Genomic DNA, 20,458 nt, shown 5'->3' on the forward strand with positions numbered 1-20,458 from the left:
TCACCACCTAGAGAGAAAAGTTATGACGCGATTCACGTAAAGCTGGGATATGGAAATGGAGGAGCAAGACGATGGTGAAGAAAATACAACCCCTGTGGGTTGCAGGACTGGCATTGACCATACTAGTAGCAGGCTGCTCAAGCAAGCAGGCTGAACCTGTATCCGCGAATGCAAGCACGGTGACAGTAGCTAAGGTTCAATCTGTACCGCTGAATGCAGTCTATGATCTATCCGGTACACTGGCTGCGGTGCAGCAGTCGCCGGTTGCTTTTGAACTTGGTGGTACGGTCGATAGCATCCGTGTAGATGTTGGAGATTCGGTTAACAAGGGACAGTCGATTGCAGCGCTGGATAGTGCGGATCTACAGCTCAAGGTAAGTGAGGCACAGGAAGCGGTACAACAAGCGAATGCAGGCTTAACGGCTGCCAATGCTTCACTAAGCAATGCAACAGCGGTTCGATCGGCAGCACAAGCGGGCGTATCTGCCGCTGAAGCGCAGGTGGAAGGTGCGAAGGCGAAGCAGCAGGGCGTACTGGATGGTGCGCGTGAGCAGGAGAAGCAGCAAGCGCGTAATGCCGTGAGCAAGGCGCAAGCGGCGTATAATCAGGCGAAGTCAGCCGCAGAGCGAGCAGAGACATTGTTCCAGAACGGACTATTAACCAAGCAGGAGAATGAGCAGGCACAGACTTCATTTGCTACCGCGAAGGATGCACTGGACGATGCGAACCAGCAGCTTTCCTTAACGCTGGCAGGTGCGAGTAATTCGGATCGGGCTAGTGCAGCGTCTGCGGTGAAGCAGGCGCAGGTAGGCGTACAATCCGCTCAGGCACAGGTATCGCAAGCAAGTGCAGGTATCGAGCAAGCACAGGCAAGCGTACAGCAGGCTCAGGCTTCCTATGACCAGGCGAATGTATCGCTCGCACAGGCGAAGCTGGCATTATCCAAATCTCAGCTCAAGTCTCAGGTGAGCGGTGTCGTACTGGAGAAGGACATTTCGGTTGGACAGACGGTCGCAGCAGGTACAACGGCATTTACAATCGGTCAGATCAATCAATTGAAGGTATTACTGCCTGTACCGGACGAACAGATTGCACAGTGGAAGACAGGTCAGCAGGTGAGTCTGAGTCTATATGATGAACAGCGCACCGGACGTGTAACGAACATTTATCCGAAGACGAATGACAATACGGGTACGATAAGCGTTGAAGTACAGCTGAGCAATCCGAAGCAGGATTGGAAGCCAGGTCAGGTCGTGAAGGCATCGCGTGATGTACAGTCCAAAAAGGGCATTATGGTGCCTGTCGAGGCGGTGGTCAGCATGGACGATTCACCGTATGTATATCGAAGCGTCAATGGTAAAGCTGTACGCACCCCTGTGAAGACAGGTGATCTGATGGACAACAAGCTTGTCATTACCGACGGCTTAAAGGTAGGCGATACGATTGTAACCTCGGGTGCCGATCGATTGATGGATGGTGACAGTATTACAGCGCAGGCTACGGGAAGTACGAATGCCACCAGTGGATCGCAGGAAGGCAGTGCACAATGATTCCATATCTCGTTAAGAAAAGCAAGATTACACTGCTGTTTTTCGCACTGCTGATTGGGATCGGGGCATTTAGCGGATTTGGCTTACCGAAGCAACTCATGCCGGATATCGTCGTGAAGCAAGCGACCGTTACGACTGTGTATGCAGGAGCTACACCAGAGCTGATCGAGACCACGGTGACGAGGGTGCTAGAGTCAAAGATCAAGGAAGTATCCAATCTCAAGACGGTCAGCTCGGTATCGATGTCGGGTGTATCTGTCATCACGCTGGAGACACAGCCAACCGCTGATGCCCCAACCGTGTGGAGCGAGCTGCGTAAGAAGGTTGAAGACGCGAAAGCGGATTTGCCAGATGGTGCGGACGCGCCAGTCATTAATGATAATTTGACCAAAGCCTTCGTCCAGTCATTCGCTATCTATGGTGATAGCGCGCAGAATCTGTGGAAGTTACAGGACTTGATGACCGATTGGCGCGATCAGCTACGTTCGGTTCCGGGTGTGACGGATGTAGCGATTACAGGCTTGCCGAAGCAGCAGGTACGGATTGAAGCGAATATGTCCAAGCTCCAGCAATATGGCATTCCATGGGAATCAATTCTGAATGCTGTCCAGAAGGAAAATAACCGCGTACCGACAGGTACACTCGATTATGAGAAGCGTAGCTACCAGCTCACCGTGCCGGTCGATCATGATGCGTCCAGTTTGGAAAAGGTAGTTGTATTCAAGTCGGAGAATGGCACTCCTGTCTATTTGAAGGATGTGGCTAGCGTCCAGATGGCGAATGAAAAGGTAGAGTATAACAGCTACTATAACGGACAGCCATCGATCTCGATTCAGATCAATAGTGAGGTCGGCTCGGATGTACCATCCATGTATGAGCGTGTGAATGCGAAGATGGATGAGCTCAAGACGACACTGCCAGCTAATTTGAAAATTGAGTCTTTATTTGCTCAAAAGAACGAAACGGATCGTATTTTCCACAATCTATTCGTAGAGATGATGATTGCGATTGCTGTCGTGATCGTGGTCTGTATGATGGGCTTGAATCTGCTCACATCTTCCTTTGTCGCACTGGCGATTCCGATCTCGATTGCGATAGCGATGATGTTCCTGCCGGGAATGGATATTACGCTGAATCAGATTACGGTTGTTGGTCTGATTATCGTACTCGGTATACTCGTCGATGATGCGGTTGTCGTTAACGACAATATTGAACGCAGGCTTTTCGTGCTACGAGAGCGCCCTTATGAGGCGGCGATCAACGGGACGAAGGAGGTTGCGATCTCGATTTTGACGGCGACACTGGCGACGATTGCGGCTTTTGCACCGCTGATGTTCTTAACGGGCGATGTGGGTGCATTTATTAAGCCGATTCCCGTCGTGATTTCCCTTGCCATGCTCGCATCGATGGCAATGTCGCTCACGGTCATTCCGATCTTCCGTATCTGGTATGAGAAACGCAATATTTTAAAAGGTAAAAAGCGTGCGAACAACAAGCCAGCGGGCTTGCTCGGCAAGCAGATTCAGAGTGTATCGGATAGCTATGCACATCGCTTGATGCCAAAGGTGTTGAAGCGTCCGATGCTAGTGGCGCTGGTGGGCTTGATTGTGAGCACATGTATTTATGGATTGGCAATGTTCACGCCAGTTCAGCTGTTCCCGCGCTCCAGTAATCCAGAGCTGACGATCAAGATCACGATGCCAACGGGTACGTCGATTGAGGATACTGACAGCACTGTGCGTCAGATTGCCAAATGGGCGCAAAAGCAGCCTGGTGTAGAAGCGGTATCCTCTGCTTCTGGTGGTACAGCATCACCACTCTTTTACAATATTACAAATATCGCTTCCTTCTCGACCAATCAGGGCGAGGTGCTGCTCAAGGGCGAGCTTGGACAGCTCGATAGTACCGCTGCTGTAGCGAATTGGCCGCAGCAATTGAAGCAGATGTTCCCGCAGGTGACCACATCGGTAACGCAGACGGAGTTGGGTATTCCAGTAGGGAAGCCTGTTTCCATCCGTATTCTTGGTACCGATCTGAAGGAGCTTCGTAAGCTGACCGATCAGGTGAAAAATGTAGTAGCTTCAACGAATGGAACGAGCAATATTAGCGATACGATGGGCGTGCAGGATTATACGCTGGACTTTGAAGTGAATCGTGCGGCAATGGATCGCTACAATGTAACATATGAAAATCTTACGCGTACGCTGCTCATGACAGGTACGGGTGTGAAGGTGGGCGAGTTCGATAATGGACGCGATCTGGTAGATATCAAAATCTTCATGAAGGATGCGCCATCGACCGACCCAGCCGTTCTGTTCCAGCAGGTGAATGTGACGAACTCAGATAATGTACAGGTGCCGTTGACCCAGCTAGTGAACATTCATCCAGCGTTCTCGATCAAGCAGATTAACCATTATAATCTGTCACGCTCCAATACGATTGAGGCAGATGTGAATGGACGTACGGCAACTGAGGTTATGCAGGATATTAATGTTGGCATGGCGAAGATCAATTTCCCACCAGGCTATTCATGGGAAGTCGGCGGTGAGACATCGAAGCAAAGTGATATTTTCATCGATCTGGCGAAGCTGTTTGCGATTGTTGTTGTATTGATCTTTATTTTGATTGCGATGCAATTTTACTCGATGTGGATTCCGTTGATCGTCATGACGACCGTGTATCTGGCGGCTGCCGGAGGGGTGTTAGGTCTATTTATTAGTCAGACGCCGATAGGCTTTATGTCGATTATGGGTGTGATCGCACTCGCAGGGATTGTCGTGCGAAACGGGATTGTATTGATTGAATTTATCGAGGATGCACGTCATGAAGGACTCGAAATGAAAGAAGCTGTGATTCAAGCAGCCTCCGCTCGTTTCCGACCGATTCTGCTCACCTCGCTGGCAGCGATTGTTGCACTATTGCCAATGGCAACGGTGGGTGAACAGTTATTCCGTCCGCTGGCGATTGCGATTGTATTCGGATTGGTATTTTCGACATTGCTTACCTTGTTTGTCGTGCCATCACTGTATATGGTACTAGCGCGTTATAACGATAAGCGGAAAGCACGCAAAGCAGAGCAGGAGGCACAATTAGAGCAAAAGCTGAAGGAGTGGTAATTCATTTCTTTTACGCGAATGGTGTAAAATAATTCATGATACTTGCTAATGCATGGTTATTTGCGTGTTGTTTAGGTACAACGGGCAGCTACACCGCATACAGGATATTAGAATGCAATAATGATCAAGCATTCATTCGCCTTTAGTGAATAGCCTTTCTTCCATGCTTAAATGATCAATAGATAAGATAGCCCTGATGAGATAACAGGTCATAAATGAAGCAGCTCCTGCGGTTCCAGTGCCAGTAAAGGCAGGAATAGCAGGAGCTGCTTTTTTATAAAGACATGCGGAACCTTAGCTTATCGAAATGAGGTAGAAAAGTAATAGTGAAACTATTATTTCACATCAATACCGATCAATGCAGTCACTACACCATTATCCTCTGCATACAGTGATATCCGGCGATTATCCGGGCTCCAGCGAATCGAGGTGTTATACGCCTGAAATTCAGTCGTAACCGGAGTCGTCGTTCCGGTACTACGATTGAAAATGTACAGCCCTTTCATGCCTTGCTGGCTTTCCTGATAAATGGAGAAGGCGAGCATGCTGCCATCGGGTGACCATGCGGGTCGACCGAGTAGCGTGCCTTCGGCGACTTTCCCCAGTACCTTGCCGTTACTATCGATCACCGTTAGCTTGCCCGGCTCCGATTCCTTATGACCGACCTGCTGAATGACGATCGATTGGCCATCAGGTGCAACGTCAAAGTTCCATACATCGCTCGCAATCGACTTGGACTGTAGGTTACCTTCCTGTACACGATTCAGCGCAGAACCACCTACAAAATAGATCGTTCCATTGACCTGCTGTACCTGCATGATCGTATCTTTGATGTTATCGCCTTGAAGCTTGAGCGTCGTTTTATGACCTTGCAGGTCAATGATCTGTAAGCCGGTATCGGGTGTACCGCTGATCAGATGGGAATTATCTGCCCATTTGAACTCATTGACCATGTCGATTGTGCCAATCGTTACGATATGACCGGATTCGATGTTAAGAATATAGCCCTTGATCGTATAGCGGTCATTCTCTACGCCCTCTGTGAAAAATACATGCTTCCCGTCAGGTGAAGCCTCGGCAAGCAGCTGAATGCCTTTACGATGTGGTGTGAGTGGATGCTCCTTGCCCGTAGCAGCATTATGCACAATCAGTCGATTGTCTCGATCAATAATAATCTCATCCGCAGATAGCCAGGTGCGACCATAGGCATCGTCCAGCTTGTCCAGTGAAGAGAGGCTGATCGTAGGCTCTACAGGTCTGCTTGCCGCTTGATCGACGACGGTTAGATTCTGATCATTACCGCAACCAGCTAATAGTAATAGGCTTAGTACAGCACAGCTTACCAGTAGCTTGCCATAGCGTTTATGCCGATATGTTCCTTTGGATAGGTGTGGTGTAGGGGCAGAATAGGCTGAGCGCAGCCCGCGGGGGTACATCATAACAATTCAACTCCTGTATCTAAATAATGATCCGACCAGATGATACACGATCCATTTCAGCATTTCTATCATCTGCGGTCTTTCGTGTGCATCTAGCGTATCATCTGCACATCTCAGCGATATGTACAATTGTATCGAACTTGTAAACAGCTATCGATTTGAATCTTTCGTTATTGAATCGTGCAAATGTATTGTTCATGGTATGATGAACAGGAAGCTCAGTCATTACACCTATCGTCTGCTTGTAGGAGCTTGGAGTATCCGGTGAAGCAAGCTTCTTGCTCGCGCTAGGATCGTAGCGAATCGCTGATATCATTGCAATTATGATGAGCCTGGGAAATGCCGTACGACCTGCAATCAGGAGTGGACGCCATGCCGATATCATGTGGAGGTGAATAGCATGAACGATAACATTAGAGACAGACAACGGCTGCGTATACAGCTTTTGCAGGATTTATATGAGTATCATTTTGGACCGGAAGAACGTTCGTTTCACTTGCCTGGACCGAAGAAAAATGTAGGGCCATTAACAGACAAAGAAACGCGTCTCGCTTATGATTATTTACACAAAAAAGGCTTGATCGATATCAAGGACGTGGTGGGCTATATGCACTTCTCCATCACACCGCAGGGTATTGACCTGATTGAAGAGCGTATACTGGGTGAGCGTGCAGAACAGATATAGCTCATTGCTTATGCCCATGACAACAGGTGACTGATGAAGTCATCGTTTGAACGAAATAGGGATAACGAGTGTTGCGCACATAGGGAATAATAAGCGAATCATGATGAAAGGAACCCCATTGCATGTATGAACAGCAATGGGGTTCCTTTTTGCATTATAGCAGGATATAACATAGGGCATAATAAGCGACAGGCTATAGAGAATGTATGGCTTCATAGGTAGATCGCAGCTTACTGAAGCGGCATTTCCAGTACGAACACATTGCCATGCTCATCGGATGAGGCGATATACAGATTGCCCTCCATTCGCTGGGCAAGACGTCGTGCGAGTGGCAAGCCGAGCCCTGTACCGCTACTCGTGCGCGAGCGATTCTGGCTCAGCGTAGTATACGGCTCAAATACGAGTTCCTGCTGATCAGCTGGAATCATCGGGCCAGAGCTACGAATACGAATTTGTACGATTTCATCGCGAAGCTGACTTTCGACTACAATCCAGCCTTGCTCAGGTAGATTGTATTTAACTGCATTGTCGAGCAGATTGAGCAAAATATGCATCAGATGCTTCGGATCAGCGAGCAGCTGCACCGACTGATCGAGCTTCACATCAAGCTGAATGCCTGCGCTAGTCGCTTTGCCGCGTGTTCGAGCGGCGGCGTCCTCGATGAGCTCATTCAGCTGTACCTGCTCAGGATGCAGCTCGAAGTCGTATTTATCCAGTAGCGATAAGCGGATCGAATCCTCAATGAGCTCAATCAACCGGCGAATCTCGGATGAAATGCTGGCGCTTGCTTCACGCACCAGCTCAGGATCATCTCCGTACATCCCTAGCAGATCGGCATACGATTGGATGGAGGTGGCAGGCGTTTTTAGCTCATGGCTAATATTGCCGATAAATGCCTTTTGCAGCTGCTCCAGCGCAGAGAGCTTGGTCACCGCTTGCTGTAGCTGTAGCTTCTCCTGCTCTAATAAATTCATACTGCGCTCGATCATGCCACCCATCTCGGTAATACTGTCACCGAGCTCACCGAGCTCATCTGAGCGCTTGAGCAGGGCATGTTGCTCGTCCGGATAACGACCGCGAGCAATGGCTCGTGCTTCGGTCATTAAGGTATGAATATCACGGGTCTGCCGATGAATGTACAGCCAGCCGATCAGGAAGCTACTGGCAAGTACAGCGGCGCCTGTCCATAGACAGAGTAGGAGCATATTATGGTAAAACTCCTGCTGCTCTGCAATCGACAGGTGTAGCTGAATTACACCAAGCAGCTGATCGGCACCATAGACAGGTGCCAAATACAGCACATTCGAGCCCTCCGTAATATACGCGGTCTGTCCTTGCAGTGCATATCGCATCGCTGCGCTCACATCACTACGGCGAGCCAGCGGCAAAGAATCACCACGTAGCTCGCCGTTTTGATCATATACAATCACTCGCATGTTACTGGCTGCACCCAGATCAACCGCCAGCTCCGCTGCTCGCCTTTGCATAAATAATAGCGGAGATAATCGCTCGCCACTCAAATACGCCTGCTGAATACGCAGCTGCATCAGATCGCTCTGACGTAGAAGAAGCTGCTCTGTCTGCTGCTGCTGATTACTGCGAATACCGGATAGGACAAGCAGACTAAGCACGGTAACGGTAAATAACAGCAGGGCACCGAGCAGCAACGGGAATTTCCAGCGTAAGCCGAGCCGAGGGTGAAGCAGTGAACGTGCTCTCATGCCTGCGGCTCCGAGCGATAGCCGATCCCGTAAACCGTTTGCAATAGTGACTGGTGCGGATCAAGCTTCTTGCGCAGTCGCTGAATATGAATATCCACGGTACGTGTCTCGCCTAAATAATCCATTCCCCAGACCAGCTCCAGTAGCTCATCTCGTGTATACACACGTCCGGGATGTGTAGCTAGCAGCAGTAACAGATCGAATTCCTTGGGCGTGAGCTCCAACGACTGACCATCGATTCGCGCTTCACGACTGGCAGGCTGTACGGTGAGTGGGCCGAGTGTTCGCGGCTCATCGAGTGGTGGGGGTGCATTTTCCCGATCCACACGACGAGCGAGCGCCTTGATCCGTGCGATCAATTCACGAATATCAAAGGGCTTGGCAACATAGTCATCCGCACCAAGCTCCAGACCAAGCACACGGTCAATTACATCATCGCGTGCCGTTAGCAGGACAATGCCTAAGCCGCGGCGCTGCTCCAGCCTGCGGCATACTTCATAGCCATCCATTTCGGGCATCATCACATCAAGCACGAGCACATCCGGACGGAACTGTTCTACACGCGCTAGCGCGTCTCTGCCATCGGTTGCCGTCTCTACTGTAAAATGCTCCCGTTTGAGCGCGTAGGCAATCGAGTTGCGAATGGCAGCTTCATCATCCGCAATCAGCACACGTGTAGACATGGACAGGCTCCTTTCCCATCATTAATCGGTAATGGTATCATTGTAATATTCGATAATGTCTTTACGACGGATAATGCCAAGGAACATGCCTTCATTATCAATGACCGGAACAAAGTTCTGATCAGCAGCGCGATTCAGCATATCTTCCATGTTCGCAGTGATGACGACACTCTCATTATGTACACGGCGCTGAATATCCGTAAGCGGTACATGACGCATCGCTTCAAAGTCAAGATTGAACGCATTTTTGAGCTTCCATAGTAGATCACCCTCGGATAATGTGCCTACATATTTTCCCTGCTCATCAATAATAGGGATAGCTGAATACGGATGACGCTCTAGCTGCTCCAGCGCTTCCAGCATGGAGGCTTTCGACGATACATAAGTAACCTGCTCTTTAGGCAGGAGGAAATGTGAGATTTGCACAAATGTCACTCCTTTACATCATATGTTATCAATAATATTTCCATTAAAACACATTTTGAATCTCATGTGTAAAGGTTTACAGCATTGTAGCCACAAAGCAGGCAATGCATAACGCCATATTTTCGACCAGGGAGTGATAAGAATGAAGACCAAGCAACAGCTAATCGATGCGATTGTAACGCAGTTTCAAAAGACCGAGCTATACAGAGATGACCGTATTCAGTGGGTCGAAGCCGCCTTTGACGATTCATGGCATGGTGATCTGGAACCGCAGATTGCGATTGATCCAGATGGATATAGACTACTACTATATGAGCGTGGAGTTCAAATAATGAACAAAAAAATTAGTCCAGAGCGTGAACACGATATCATTTACTGGATACTGGATAGCTGTATTCAGACGGCGGCTTATCTGGAGCTGCTGGATCGGCACGGGATTGAACCGGGTAAAGGTCGTTTACAGATGACAGCTACCGTGCAGGCAGATTGGTCGACGTTAATTCGGCACGCATTTGCAGCGACGGATGATATATACGAGGAGATGTATCGTAGTGGGAAAAGAGGAGAGCTAGAGCAGATGTAATGATGCAGCTACATCAGGCTCTGCTCTACTACCAGTAAAGCTGTAAAGGCTGGATAAATGTAGATAGAGGCTATTATGCTGGATGTGTAGCGTCTCTCCTATCGATGAAGACATTATTCCTAGGAATAATGTCTTTTTTGCAATGATTTTAATTGTAAAAGTATTGATTTTGAGCAATAAAATGCCGATATAGGAATCAATCCTTATACACCAAATATAGGAAATATATCTCTTTTACCTACTTATTTTAAATTATATTCTTATATTGGAAAAATATTATTTGATTCATGAAGTGGACGTGATCAATTGAAACAAAACATATACAAATCGCCACAGGAGGATATGCTGTTATGGAAAAATTGAGTGAGCAAGTTACAGACGAATTGGTCGTACGCGCCTTACAAGAAAATTTGGCTATTATTCGATTTGATACGGAGCATCGTGTAGCTTATGTGAATGATATTTTTGCGCATGTGGTCGGTTATTCTCCGGGCGAGATGATTGGCATGCATCACCGTAATTTATGCTTCCCAGACTTTGCGAATAGCTCAGCATATGAAGCATTCTGGAATAATCTGTTTACAGGGATTACCTTTCACGATAGAATTTTGCGCCGTAACGCGAATAATGATGAGGTATGGCTAGAAGCGACCTATATGCCTGTATGGGATCAAGCACGCCGTCATGTCATCGGTGTAACCAAGGTCGCAACCGATATTACCGAGCGTCATCACCATCTGAGCCATGTTGTAGATGATCTGCAAAACACAGCAAAAATGCTCCATCAGCGCTCATCTGACGGTATGCTGCACAGTGAGGAGCTGCTCGTCAGTATGGAGCAGATCGCACAGGTGACCTCAGCCAATGGAGATACGATTCATCGACTGCAAGAGCAAGCTTACGAAATTCAGGATGTCGTACAAACGATTCGTAAAATCGCCTCGCAAACGCAAATGCTCGCCCTGAACGCAGCGATTGAAGCCGCACGAGCTGGTGACTTTGGACGTGGCTTTAATGTAGTTGCACAGGAGGTCGGCAAGCTATCGAATATGGTGCAGGAATCGATCACTCAGGTGAAGCGTAGCGTCGACGCAATGGACTTAGAGGTACGCAAAATCTCCAATACAACGGTAGAGGTAGAACAGAGTGTCAAGCGTGGACAGGAGCGTATGCAGACGGCAATGGAATCGTTTACTGCGATCTTTACATCAGCCAATGAGTTGAACATTCAGGCGGATCGAGTGACGCATGAGATTTGAGGATTAGTTATAGAGTGGGAAGCTTGGGGGCAGGTTATTTTAAAAGAGCCTTCTATGCTACAGAAGAGAATCGCTCCAGCATCATAACACGAAGCCGAGTCTATACAATGAATAGCCAAACCAATAGAGCCAGAGTCAACAGAGGATCATCACATCCTCCGACTCTGGCTTTTTGCACAGCGTTTTACCGTGTTGGGATATCCAAGCGACATGCTTCTGCACTGATAACATACATTTATGTATCTATACATCATATTCAATAGAATTTGTTTAAATAAATTTAATGAAACAATTAAATATGTTGAAAGAAAAATATAGATATGATAGAGTGAACTCGTCAGATGACATTGTCAGATTCAACTACCAGTGTTTTACACATAAAAAGGAGGAGCTTATGAAGCCCCAATTTCGTTATTTAGATCAACCGGTATTAGAGCCGATGCCTGGATGTGCCTGGGCAGATAAAATGGTGCTAAATCCAGCTATCGTAAAAGATCCAGAATCCGATACTATTCATATGCTGTTTAGAGCGACAGGCCCGTGGTCAGAAAAGAAGAGAGAGGGATGCCACGATCCATATCCTATCTTTTTGGGCTATGCCAAAAGTAATGATCGAGGGCTGACCTGGGATGCTGATTTCTCCAGACCTGCACTGGCACCAGCGCTTGGATACGAAGAGGATGAGCTGTACATTACCGATATTCATGGAAATCGTGTTCGCAATTATGCGAATGGCTGTATTGAAGATCCGCGCATTTTCCCGGTTGAGGGTGAGCTGTACATGTCAGTCGCCTGTCGAATTTTCCCACCGGGGCCTTACTGGCTGAGTGATCAGGAGCCACCTGTGGAGACACGATTTGAATATGTACCTGATTGGATTTTCCATATGAGCGATGCGGATGCCTTTGTGCAAACGGCTCGTGCCAATGATACGGTCACTGTACTATATAAGCTGAATCTGGAGCAGCTGAAATGCGGTAATTATGAACAGGCATTTGCTTATATCGGCCCGCTCACAGAAGGACAAATTAGCGATAATCGAGATGTCTTTTTATTTCCAGACAAAATGCATATTGGTAATCAGGAGCGCTATGTGATGCTTCATCGCCCGATGAATGTAAAGCCCTTTCCAGAAGGGGAGTGTGTACAAAAGCCATCAATCTATCTAGCCAGTGCGAATACGATAGAGGAATTCGCTTCGTCGCAGGCAGAGCATCGATTGCTCGCAGCCCCGATATTTGATTGGGAGGAGAATCGTATCGGTGCTAGCTGGCCGCCGCTAAAAATTAACGAGCGAGAATGGCTTATTCCGTATCATGGCAAGAAAAATGTGCAATTTGGCTATACACAATCCTTTATGATTGTGGAAGAGCAGGAACATGATTATCCTATATTAACGCACCGCTGCCCGGATCGACTGATGTATGCAGAACGTGAATGGGAGATGCCTTCGGACTATCCAACGCCATGCTTATTTACAACCGGAGGCGTAATTATAGATGGTGAATTGATCATGGCTTATGGTGCGGCAGATCAGAAGGTTGGCATCTCCTGGGTGAATCTGGAGCAGCTGATCCAGCATATTCGCCAATATGATGCAGAAGGTAAGCAGCTGCACACGACTTCGGTATAACTACGAATAGATGACACCATACCCTTGAAATGAGCAAGTATAGATCAACTATGCTGCTTATTCAAGGGTATTTGAGTTGAAAAAAGTTTAAAAACGAATTATGATTAATAAAAAATCGTAAGGAGCTAGATAAGTGAAAAAGGTTACCTTACAGATGATTGCAGAGCAGGTTGGCGTGTCGAAGGCACTCGTATCGAAAGCGCTCTCTAATGATCCTGCTGTCAATAACAGTACTCGCGAGCAGATCTGGAAGACTGCTCAGGACATGGGATACCGTTTTGATAAGCTACGCAAATCATCTCAATTTACGAAGACCGGAAATATTGCTGTGCTGATGCCTGAAGCGTATTTGGATGATATGGAATACTGGGGTAAAATTATTCGTGGCATTGATAAAGAGCTGTCAGGCTATGATTTTAGTATGATGCTGTCGGGTATCGATATTTCGCTGGAACCGAAGGAAGGAATGCCGTCTAGCATTAGTGAATCCAAGGTGGATGGTGCGCTCCTGCTTGGGCATGTTCCCGAAGATTACATAAAAGCGATTGAAGCGGCAGAGATTCCTTTTGTGCTGGTTGATTCCAATATTCAAAACGTGGAATATGACCATGTGCTCGCTAACAACTATATTGGAGCCTACAATGCTACGATGAAATTGCTTCAAAGTGGGCATCGTACACTCGCTTTTGTCGGAGACATGGAGACAGCATTGAGCTTTAAAGAACGAGATCGTGGTTTTGAAGAAGCGGCAAAGGATCATAATAGTAACGCAAGTGCTGATGATCAGGCTCGCATTACCTGGGTGCGCGGCTTAGGCGTTAGTGGTCGCGGTAACTATACGAATTCAGAATTTATGGATAAGCTACGCTCCTCTATTGTAGATGAACAGGTTACAGGCTTCTTTTGTGCTAATGATATGCTTGCGATTGAAGCGCTACGTTATTTGACCGAATGGGGCTACCGTTGTCCAGAGGATGTCTCAATCATTGGCTTCGATGATTTAACACTGGCAGAGTTCGTCATTCCAAGGCTTACGACGGTGCAAGTACCTAAGGAGCATATGGGCTCCAGAGCGGTTAAAACAATTCTTGATCGTATTAAGCATCATGAGACGGTAGCAGAGCAGATTTTACTATCAACCAGATTGATTGAACGAGATTCTGTGAAGGTTCTGCATACCGCAGAGACGGTAGAGCCACAAACAGAGTAGGAGAAGGCTAGAGAAGAAGTAGACTAGAAAAGAAATAGAGTAGAAAAGAAATAGAGTAGAAAAGAGACATTTGCTGATCCAAGCAAATGTCTCTTTTTGTTTTGATGAGGAGTTCATGCAACGGCCTGTCCGATAAACTCAGCTTCAACAACAGTGTATGTTTAATTAAACAAATATTATTGTTGAAGAAACTATATAATTATGTTAAAGTTTATTCAGTAGAAAGAGATCATGATCATAGGAGGCTGTAGATAGATAATGAGTCGAATATAAGATTTAAAAGTGCAAAAACAGCTCTTTAATTAGAAAAAAGCTTTTTTTCTGAAACATAAGTGTAATTAGGAGTTTTATTTAGTAAAAGTTTAATGAATATAAGCTATATTGTAAGCGATATCATAATAATTTATTTAAAAGGAAGTATAGCTTTGAAGCTTTAAGTTGGAGATTTGATATTGAAGGCGGTGTAGCAGTTGGGAACGTCTTATGCTAGACAACGAACGATGATACTTATTACTTTTCTATTTATTCCACTTGTACTGCTGGGTTTGTTCACGTACTATCCAGCCGTACGCCTGTTGTATCTGAGCTTTACCAGTTGGGATGGGATTAGCGATACGGTTCAATTTCTAGGTCTGGACAATTATAAAGAGATTTTCACGAATCCGGATTTGTTTGGTGTATTTCTGCATCAGATTCCTTATGTGCTTGGTGGAATTTTGCAAAATATAATCGCGATCCTATTTGCGGTCATTTTAAATTCAAAGATTAAAGGGCGCAATCTATTCCGTGTACTTTTATTTGTCCCTTACATTATGAACGGTGTAGCGGTAGCCTTCATGTTTCAATATGTATTTGATACGGAAAATGGCTCGCTGAATGCACTGCTCGGTATGCTCGGACTTCAATCGCTACAGCATAGCTGGCTGGGAGATACTTCACTTGTGAATTTCTCGCTCGCTTCGGTAAGCTTCTGGCGATATATGGGTTACACGATGATCATTTATCTGGGGGCCTTACAATCGATTCCGGGCGATATGTATGAAGCGGCAACAATTGATGGTGCGAATCGCTTTCAATCGTTATGGCATTTGACCCTGCCTAATCTGACACAGGTCATTCAGTTAAATATGTTTCTGACACTAAGCGGAGCGCTGGCGGTATTCGATCTACCGTTCGTGCTTACCAAGGGTGGGCCCGTAGGCTCCAGTGAAACATTCCTGCTCAAGACGACTGAAACTGCATTTACATTTAACAACTATGGATTAGCGTCCGCGATGAGCATTGTGCTGTTGATCTTCACCATTGTCATTCTAGTTGTACAAAATATGGCGATCAAGCGCAAAGGAGATGCCTGATGACTACCAAGCGAATTCGGGACCCGATCGAGTGGCTCAAATATATTTTGCTGGGCATTGCCAGTCTGGTCGTACTTTTCCCACCTTATGTTGTAGTGCTGAATGCCTTTAAAGGGCCGGATGAAAGCTCCAGCCCGTTTGCATTACCAGCCAGTTTTTTGAATGTTGAGAATTTTCGAATTGTATTTGATCGGGCAGATATCTTACAGGCATTTAGCAATACATTTATCGTCATTGCCGTATCGCTAGTAGGGAATATCGTGTTTGGAACGATGGTGTCGTATGCACTGGCTCGTATTTCCTTTAAAGGAAAACGGCTTATTTTAGGCTTGTTCCTGTTCGCTAGCATCATTCCAACGATTACAACGCAGGTGGTAATCTTTTCACTTATTCAATCACTCGGTGTATTTAACACCTTATTCGCACCGATTTTGCTGTTCATTGGGGCGGATGTATTGCAGATTACGATCTACCTGCAATTTATTCGTAATATTCCAGAGGAGCTCGATGAGAGTGCGATGATTGATGGGGCCAGTCTGTTTCGGATTTATGCTTCGATTATCTTTCCGTTGCTAAGTCCAGCGACCGTTACACTGGTGATTTTGAAAACGATCAATATTTATAACGAGCTGTACATTCCATTTTTGTATATGCCCAAGCAAAAGCTTGTAATGGTCTCTACCTCGATCATGCGCTTTGCGAGTAACAATCAGGCGCAATGGAGTTATATTTGTGCCACTATTTTGATCATCATGGTACCTACGGTATTGCTGTACCTGTTTTTACAGCGTTATATCTTTGCCGGTGTCACGAATGGAGCAGTTAAGGGATAAGGATCACATAGGATGTGGAAGGTTTGGACTAATGGAAGGAGCAATGAACGATGTCAAATGAGTATTTTGATCAACGATATGAGCAGGTAAGAGCGAGGCATCAGACGATTATTGAACGCAAAAATGAACCGCTATTTTCAGAGCATGGTATTTATGAACGGTATACGCATCCCATTCTGACAAATCAGCATATTCCGCTGTCATGGCGATATGATCTGAATCCAGATACGAATCCCTATTTTATGGAGCGGCTCGGTGTAAATTGTGTGTTTAATCCGGGTGCACTTTACTTGAATGGCAAGTTTTATCTGGTGGCACGAATAGAGGGAAATGATCGCAAATCCTTTTTTGCGATTGCAGAAAGCGATAATGGTGTAGACGGCTTTACCTTTTGGGATTATCCGATTCACTTGCCTGAAACGGACGAGCCGGATGTGAATGTGTATGATATGCGTCTTGTACAGCATGAGGATGGCTATATTTATGGATTATTTTGTACAGAGCGCAAAGATCCCTCTGCACCCTCAGGTGACTTATCCAGTGCGATTGCACAGTGCGGCATTGTACGAACACTCGATCTGACAAGCTGGGAACGACTGCCTGATCTACAGACTCGCTCTGCTCAGCAGCGTAATGTGGTGCTTCATCCGAAGTTCATCGATGGCCAGTATGCCTTTTACACTCGTCCGCAGGATGGATTTATCGATACAGGCTCCGGTGGTGGCATCGGCTGGGGATTATCCAATTCGATGAAGCCTGCCATTATTCAGGAGGAGCAGATCATAGATGAACGTGCGTATCATACGATCAAGGAAGTGAAAAATGGTCAGGGCCCTGCGCCGATCGCAACAGCAGAGGGCTGGCTGCACATCGCTCACGGTGTGCGTAATACAGCCGCCGGCTTGCGGTATGTGCTATATGCCTTTTTGACTGAGCTAGAGCGTCCGTGGATTCAGACGCATTGTCCGGGTGGACATCTGCTGGCTCCAGAAGGTGATGAGCGTATTGGCGATGTATCCAATGTGGTGTTCAGTAATGGCATGGTCGCCACGGAGAAGGGCGAGTTATTCCTATACTATGCTTCCTCCGATACACGTTGCCATGTAGCGACGACAACAGTGGATAAGCTACTCGATTATGTAAAGCATACACCTGCGGATGCGATGCGCTCCTATGCCTGTGTGCAGCAACGTGCTGATCTGATCCGAGGCAATATGAGTTATGGCGAACAGAGGGGGAAATAATATGAAAAAAGTAATCACAGTATTAGCCAGCGTGCTTGTCACTTCAGTCATTCTGTCTGCTTGCGGTAGTGGTAGCACCTCGAATACGGCGGGCAATGGAGAAGGCGCTACAGGTGATGGGGCTATTAGTGGGACAGTAACCTTTTTAACGAATCGTACGGATATGATTGGTACCCAGTTTGACGATTATGCCAAACGCTTCCATGAGAAATATCCGAATGCACAAGTGGAATTCGAAGCGATCACAGATCTGGATAAAACAACGAAAATTCGTATGTCATCTGGCGATTACCCGGATGTGGTGCTCATTCCAACGATTCCGAATTCCGATCTACCGAAATATTTTACACCGCTCGATGATCTCGGCTTGAACGATAACATTTATTTTAAAGATTATAAGTCCTACGAAGGAAAAGTATATGGCATATCGGTCGGTGCCACAACTACAGGGATCGTGTATAACAAAAAAGCATTCGCTGATGCTGGAATTACCGAAATTCCTAAGACGCTGGACGAATTTTACGCAGCAAGTGAAAAGCTGAAGGCGAAAGGTATCGTGCCGCTGGCTTCTAATTTTAAAGATCAGTGGCCGCTGTACCCGTGGATTTCGGAAGTACCAACAAGTATGGCTGGTGATGCAAAGCTAAATAATGATCGTATGAATAGCGATACCCCGTATCAGATGAACAATCCCTATGGTAAGAGCATGAGTATCATTCGCACGATGTATGAGAAGGGCTATTTGGAGAAGGACGTCAACTCTACCAATTGGGAGCAATCGAAAAAAGACGTGGCTAGCGGTAAGTTTGCTATGGTCATGCTGGGCAACTGGGTCATTCCGCAGATTATTTCCAGTGGAACAACATCAGATAACATCGGGTTTTTCCCATTGCCTTATGATAATTCCGGCAAGGTTAATGTAAGTCTAGCACCGGACTGGGCGTACGGTGTGAATAAAAATAGTGAGAATCTTGCTACAGCGAAGGCATTTGTAAAGTGGATGATTGAGGATTCTGGCTTTGATCAATACGCAGGATTTATTCCTGTACTGAAAGACAAGAAAGCGACCATTCCACAATTACAGCAATTTGATAGCTTCAAGCCAGTGACGATCGAAGCAGTTGCTGATGATCCAAAGGTTACTGATATTGTGAACCATGCTCAGATCACAAAGGAAGCTTTAGTACAGGAGTTCATTTTAGCCCAGAATCCGCAAAGTGTATTGGATAAATATAATGCAGCCTGGGCAAAAGCAAGAAAAGATATTTTGAAATAAGACGATTCCGATCATACAAGTGAATATACAGGGCTGCGAACAGTCGTAATCGATGTTCGCAGCCCTGTATGACTTACAACAATATAGAGCAATGGAGTAGCAATAGCGAGAAGAGGAGCGAGACGATGTTAAGACGTGAATTTGTGAAAAGAAAAGGAACCAGACTGGTTGCAGGTGAGATCCCTTATCGTTTTGCAGGGCCGAATATATACTGGCTCGGGTTGGATGAAAATGTTGAGGGTATAGATTGGCCGACTCCATTCCGAGTACAGAATGTGCTGGACACCGCAGTTATGATGGGTGGGAATGCGTTGCGCTCACATACGCTCGCTGCATCTGTAGGTCATCCCAAGTCGCTGATGCCCACATTACGGCAAATGAATGAGGAAGCCTTGGTGAAGGTTGATTTTGCCCTAGATGAGATTGCCAAACGAGGATTGCGTGTCGTAATTCCATTGGTTTGCAATTGGAGCTATTACCATGGAGGTCGGTCAACGTTTACGAACTGGCGTGGTATTGAGGATGCAGAGGCTTTTTATTATGATCGTCAGGTGATTGAAGATTTCCAATGGTATATCGGGCAGATTTTGAATCGTACGAATACGATCAATGGACTGATGTACAAGGATGATCCATCGATTCTAGCGTGGGAGCTAGGTAATGAACTGAACGATGTGCCGGCTGATTGGGTGAAGGAAATGTGTACTTATATGAAAGGAATAGACTCTAACCATCTGATCAGTCATGGGAAGCAATTCGAGGTTGACGAGGATAAGCTAGACATTCCTGAACTGGATATAATCGATGTTCATTATTATCCACCCTCCGCTGAACAATTGCGTGTGGATGTGGATAGGGTAACCTCTGCTGGCAAGGTGTATATGGCTGGAGAATACGATTGGTCTTCCTATCAAACTAGCTCATTCCTGCAAGCAGCGGAGCGTAATGAGAGAGTATCCGGTACATTCTTCTGGTCTTTATTTGGTCATCATGATCAAGGCGGGTATGTTCAGCATTATGATGGTTTTTCCGTTCATTATCCTGGTCATGGCTACAGCACCATTCGGCTTGGTCGGATTCAAGCGCTACGTCAGCATGCGTATCAGCTACGTCATGCACATATTCCAGAAATTCTGATTACCGAAGCACCGCTCATATTAAGTACACATGAAGGTCGAATTATATTCCGTGGTGTTGCGGGTAGCGCAACTTATACGCTGGAGCGATCCAGTAAAAGTCCGTCTGGCCCGTGGCAGCCTGTAATTGAGCGACAAGCGTATCATAATGGTGAATGGCAGGACGCCTTACGAGTAAAAGGAGAAAAGGTATATTATCGAATCAAGGCAGTGACCTTGAATGGTGTTGAGGGCCCATGCTCACAGCCAGTAGAGTCACATGCCTTTTAATTTGAATTTCTAGTAAAAGATAAAGGGATATAAGGTGAA

At 46.4% G+C, this 20,458-nt stretch carries 16 protein-coding genes; 12 read left to right on the plus strand and 4 right to left on the minus strand.

What is annotated here, in order from left to right; genetic code table 11:
• Nucleotides 1-71 precede the first annotated feature (71 nt).
• Nucleotides 72-1,550 carry an efflux RND transporter periplasmic adaptor subunit gene (locus tag SK066_RS10200; RefSeq protein WP_320544571.1) on the plus strand — a complete coding sequence of 493 codons (1,479 nt, stop codon included), beginning with the start codon at nt 72-74 and terminating at the stop codon, nt 1,548-1,550.
• Nucleotides 1,547-4,666 (plus strand): efflux RND transporter permease subunit, encoded by a 3,120-nt coding sequence (locus tag SK066_RS10205; protein ID WP_320544572.1) that lies wholly within the window; start codon nt 1,547-1,549, stop codon nt 4,664-4,666. Before SK066_RS10200 ends, SK066_RS10205 begins: the two co-directional genes overlap by 4 nt.
• A 335-nt stretch (nt 4,667-5,001) precedes the next feature.
• Here SK066_RS10205 and SK066_RS10210 read toward each other — a convergent pair whose 3' ends face one another.
• The gene (locus SK066_RS10210) at nt 5,002-6,105 is read right to left on the minus strand and encodes a WD40 repeat domain-containing protein (RefSeq protein WP_320544573.1); all 1,104 of its coding nucleotides are present in this window, start codon (nt 6,103-6,105) and stop codon (nt 5,002-5,004) included.
• Between the two features lie 400 nt (nt 6,106-6,505).
• On the opposite strand from SK066_RS10210, the gene SK066_RS10215 reads away from it, so the two are divergent.
• Complete coding sequence (locus SK066_RS10215) at nt 6,506-6,790, plus strand: hypothetical protein (protein WP_188775569.1); 285 nt, start codon at nt 6,506-6,508, stop codon at nt 6,788-6,790.
• Nucleotides 6,791-7,020: 230 nt separating this feature from the next.
• Here SK066_RS10215 and SK066_RS10220 read toward each other — a convergent pair whose 3' ends face one another.
• The 3 genes from SK066_RS10220 to SK066_RS10230 are packed head-to-tail and all read right to left on the minus strand — an operon-like array spanning nt 7,021 to nt 9,620.
• Nucleotides 7,021-8,511 (minus strand): sensor histidine kinase, encoded by a 1,491-nt coding sequence (locus SK066_RS10220; RefSeq protein ID WP_320544574.1) that lies wholly within the window; start codon nt 8,509-8,511, stop codon nt 7,021-7,023.
• The gene (locus tag SK066_RS10225) at nt 8,508-9,194 is read right to left on the minus strand and encodes a response regulator transcription factor (RefSeq protein WP_320544575.1); all 687 of its coding nucleotides are present in this window, start codon (nt 9,192-9,194) and stop codon (nt 8,508-8,510) included. Before SK066_RS10225 ends, SK066_RS10220 begins: the two co-directional genes overlap by 4 nt.
• A gap of 21 nt (nt 9,195-9,215) precedes the next feature.
• Complete coding sequence (locus tag SK066_RS10230) at nt 9,216-9,620, minus strand: CBS domain-containing protein (RefSeq protein WP_320544576.1); 405 nt, start codon at nt 9,618-9,620, stop codon at nt 9,216-9,218.
• Between the two features lie 142 nt (nt 9,621-9,762).
• Between SK066_RS10230 and SK066_RS10235 the strand changes: the two genes are divergently transcribed.
• The 9 genes from SK066_RS10235 to SK066_RS10275 all read left to right on the plus strand — a co-directional run bounded on the left by SK066_RS10235 (nt 9,763) and on the right by SK066_RS10275 (nt 20,419).
• Complete coding sequence (locus tag SK066_RS10235) at nt 9,763-10,203, plus strand: Imm63 family immunity protein (protein ID WP_320544577.1); 441 nt, start codon at nt 9,763-9,765, stop codon at nt 10,201-10,203.
• A gap of 350 nt (nt 10,204-10,553) precedes the next feature.
• On the plus strand, nt 10,554-11,462 hold the full coding sequence (locus tag SK066_RS10240) for a methyl-accepting chemotaxis protein (RefSeq protein ID WP_320544578.1): 909 nt from the start codon (nt 10,554-10,556) through the stop codon (nt 11,460-11,462).
• A gap of 394 nt (nt 11,463-11,856) precedes the next feature.
• Entirely contained in the window at nt 11,857-13,095 is a 1,239-nt protein-coding gene (locus tag SK066_RS10245) for a glycoside hydrolase family 130 protein (protein ID WP_320544579.1), read from the plus strand.
• A 133-nt stretch (nt 13,096-13,228) separates the two neighbouring features.
• Nucleotides 13,229-14,305, plus strand: a complete 1,077-nt coding sequence (locus tag SK066_RS10250) for a LacI family DNA-binding transcriptional regulator (protein ID WP_250345154.1) — start codon at nt 13,229-13,231, stop codon at nt 14,303-14,305.
• A 500-nt stretch (nt 14,306-14,805) separates the two neighbouring features.
• On the plus strand, nt 14,806-15,660 hold the full coding sequence (locus SK066_RS10255; protein ID WP_188775637.1) for a carbohydrate ABC transporter permease: 855 nt from the start codon (nt 14,806-14,808) through the stop codon (nt 15,658-15,660).
• The gene (locus tag SK066_RS10260) at nt 15,660-16,493 is read left to right on the plus strand and encodes a carbohydrate ABC transporter permease (RefSeq protein WP_188775577.1); all 834 of its coding nucleotides are present in this window, start codon (nt 15,660-15,662) and stop codon (nt 16,491-16,493) included. The genes SK066_RS10255 and SK066_RS10260 overlap by 1 nt, the downstream gene beginning before the upstream one ends.
• A 50-nt stretch (nt 16,494-16,543) precedes the next feature.
• Nucleotides 16,544-17,737, plus strand: a complete 1,194-nt coding sequence (locus SK066_RS10265) for a glycoside hydrolase family 130 protein (protein ID WP_320544580.1) — start codon at nt 16,544-16,546, stop codon at nt 17,735-17,737.
• A gap of 1 nt (nt 17,738) precedes the next feature.
• Complete coding sequence (locus SK066_RS10270) at nt 17,739-19,013, plus strand: ABC transporter substrate-binding protein (RefSeq protein ID WP_320544581.1); 1,275 nt, start codon at nt 17,739-17,741, stop codon at nt 19,011-19,013.
• Nucleotides 19,014-19,138: 125 nt separating this feature from the next.
• Nucleotides 19,139-20,419 carry a cellulase family glycosylhydrolase gene (locus tag SK066_RS10275; RefSeq protein WP_320544582.1) on the plus strand — a complete coding sequence of 427 codons (1,281 nt, stop codon included), beginning with the start codon at nt 19,139-19,141 and terminating at the stop codon, nt 20,417-20,419.
• The last annotated feature ends 39 nt before the right edge of the window (nt 20,420-20,458 follow it).

Source organism: Paenibacillus hunanensis (assembly GCF_034055775.1).
GTDB lineage: Bacteria > Bacillota > Bacilli > Paenibacillales > Paenibacillaceae > Saccharibacillus > Saccharibacillus hunanensis.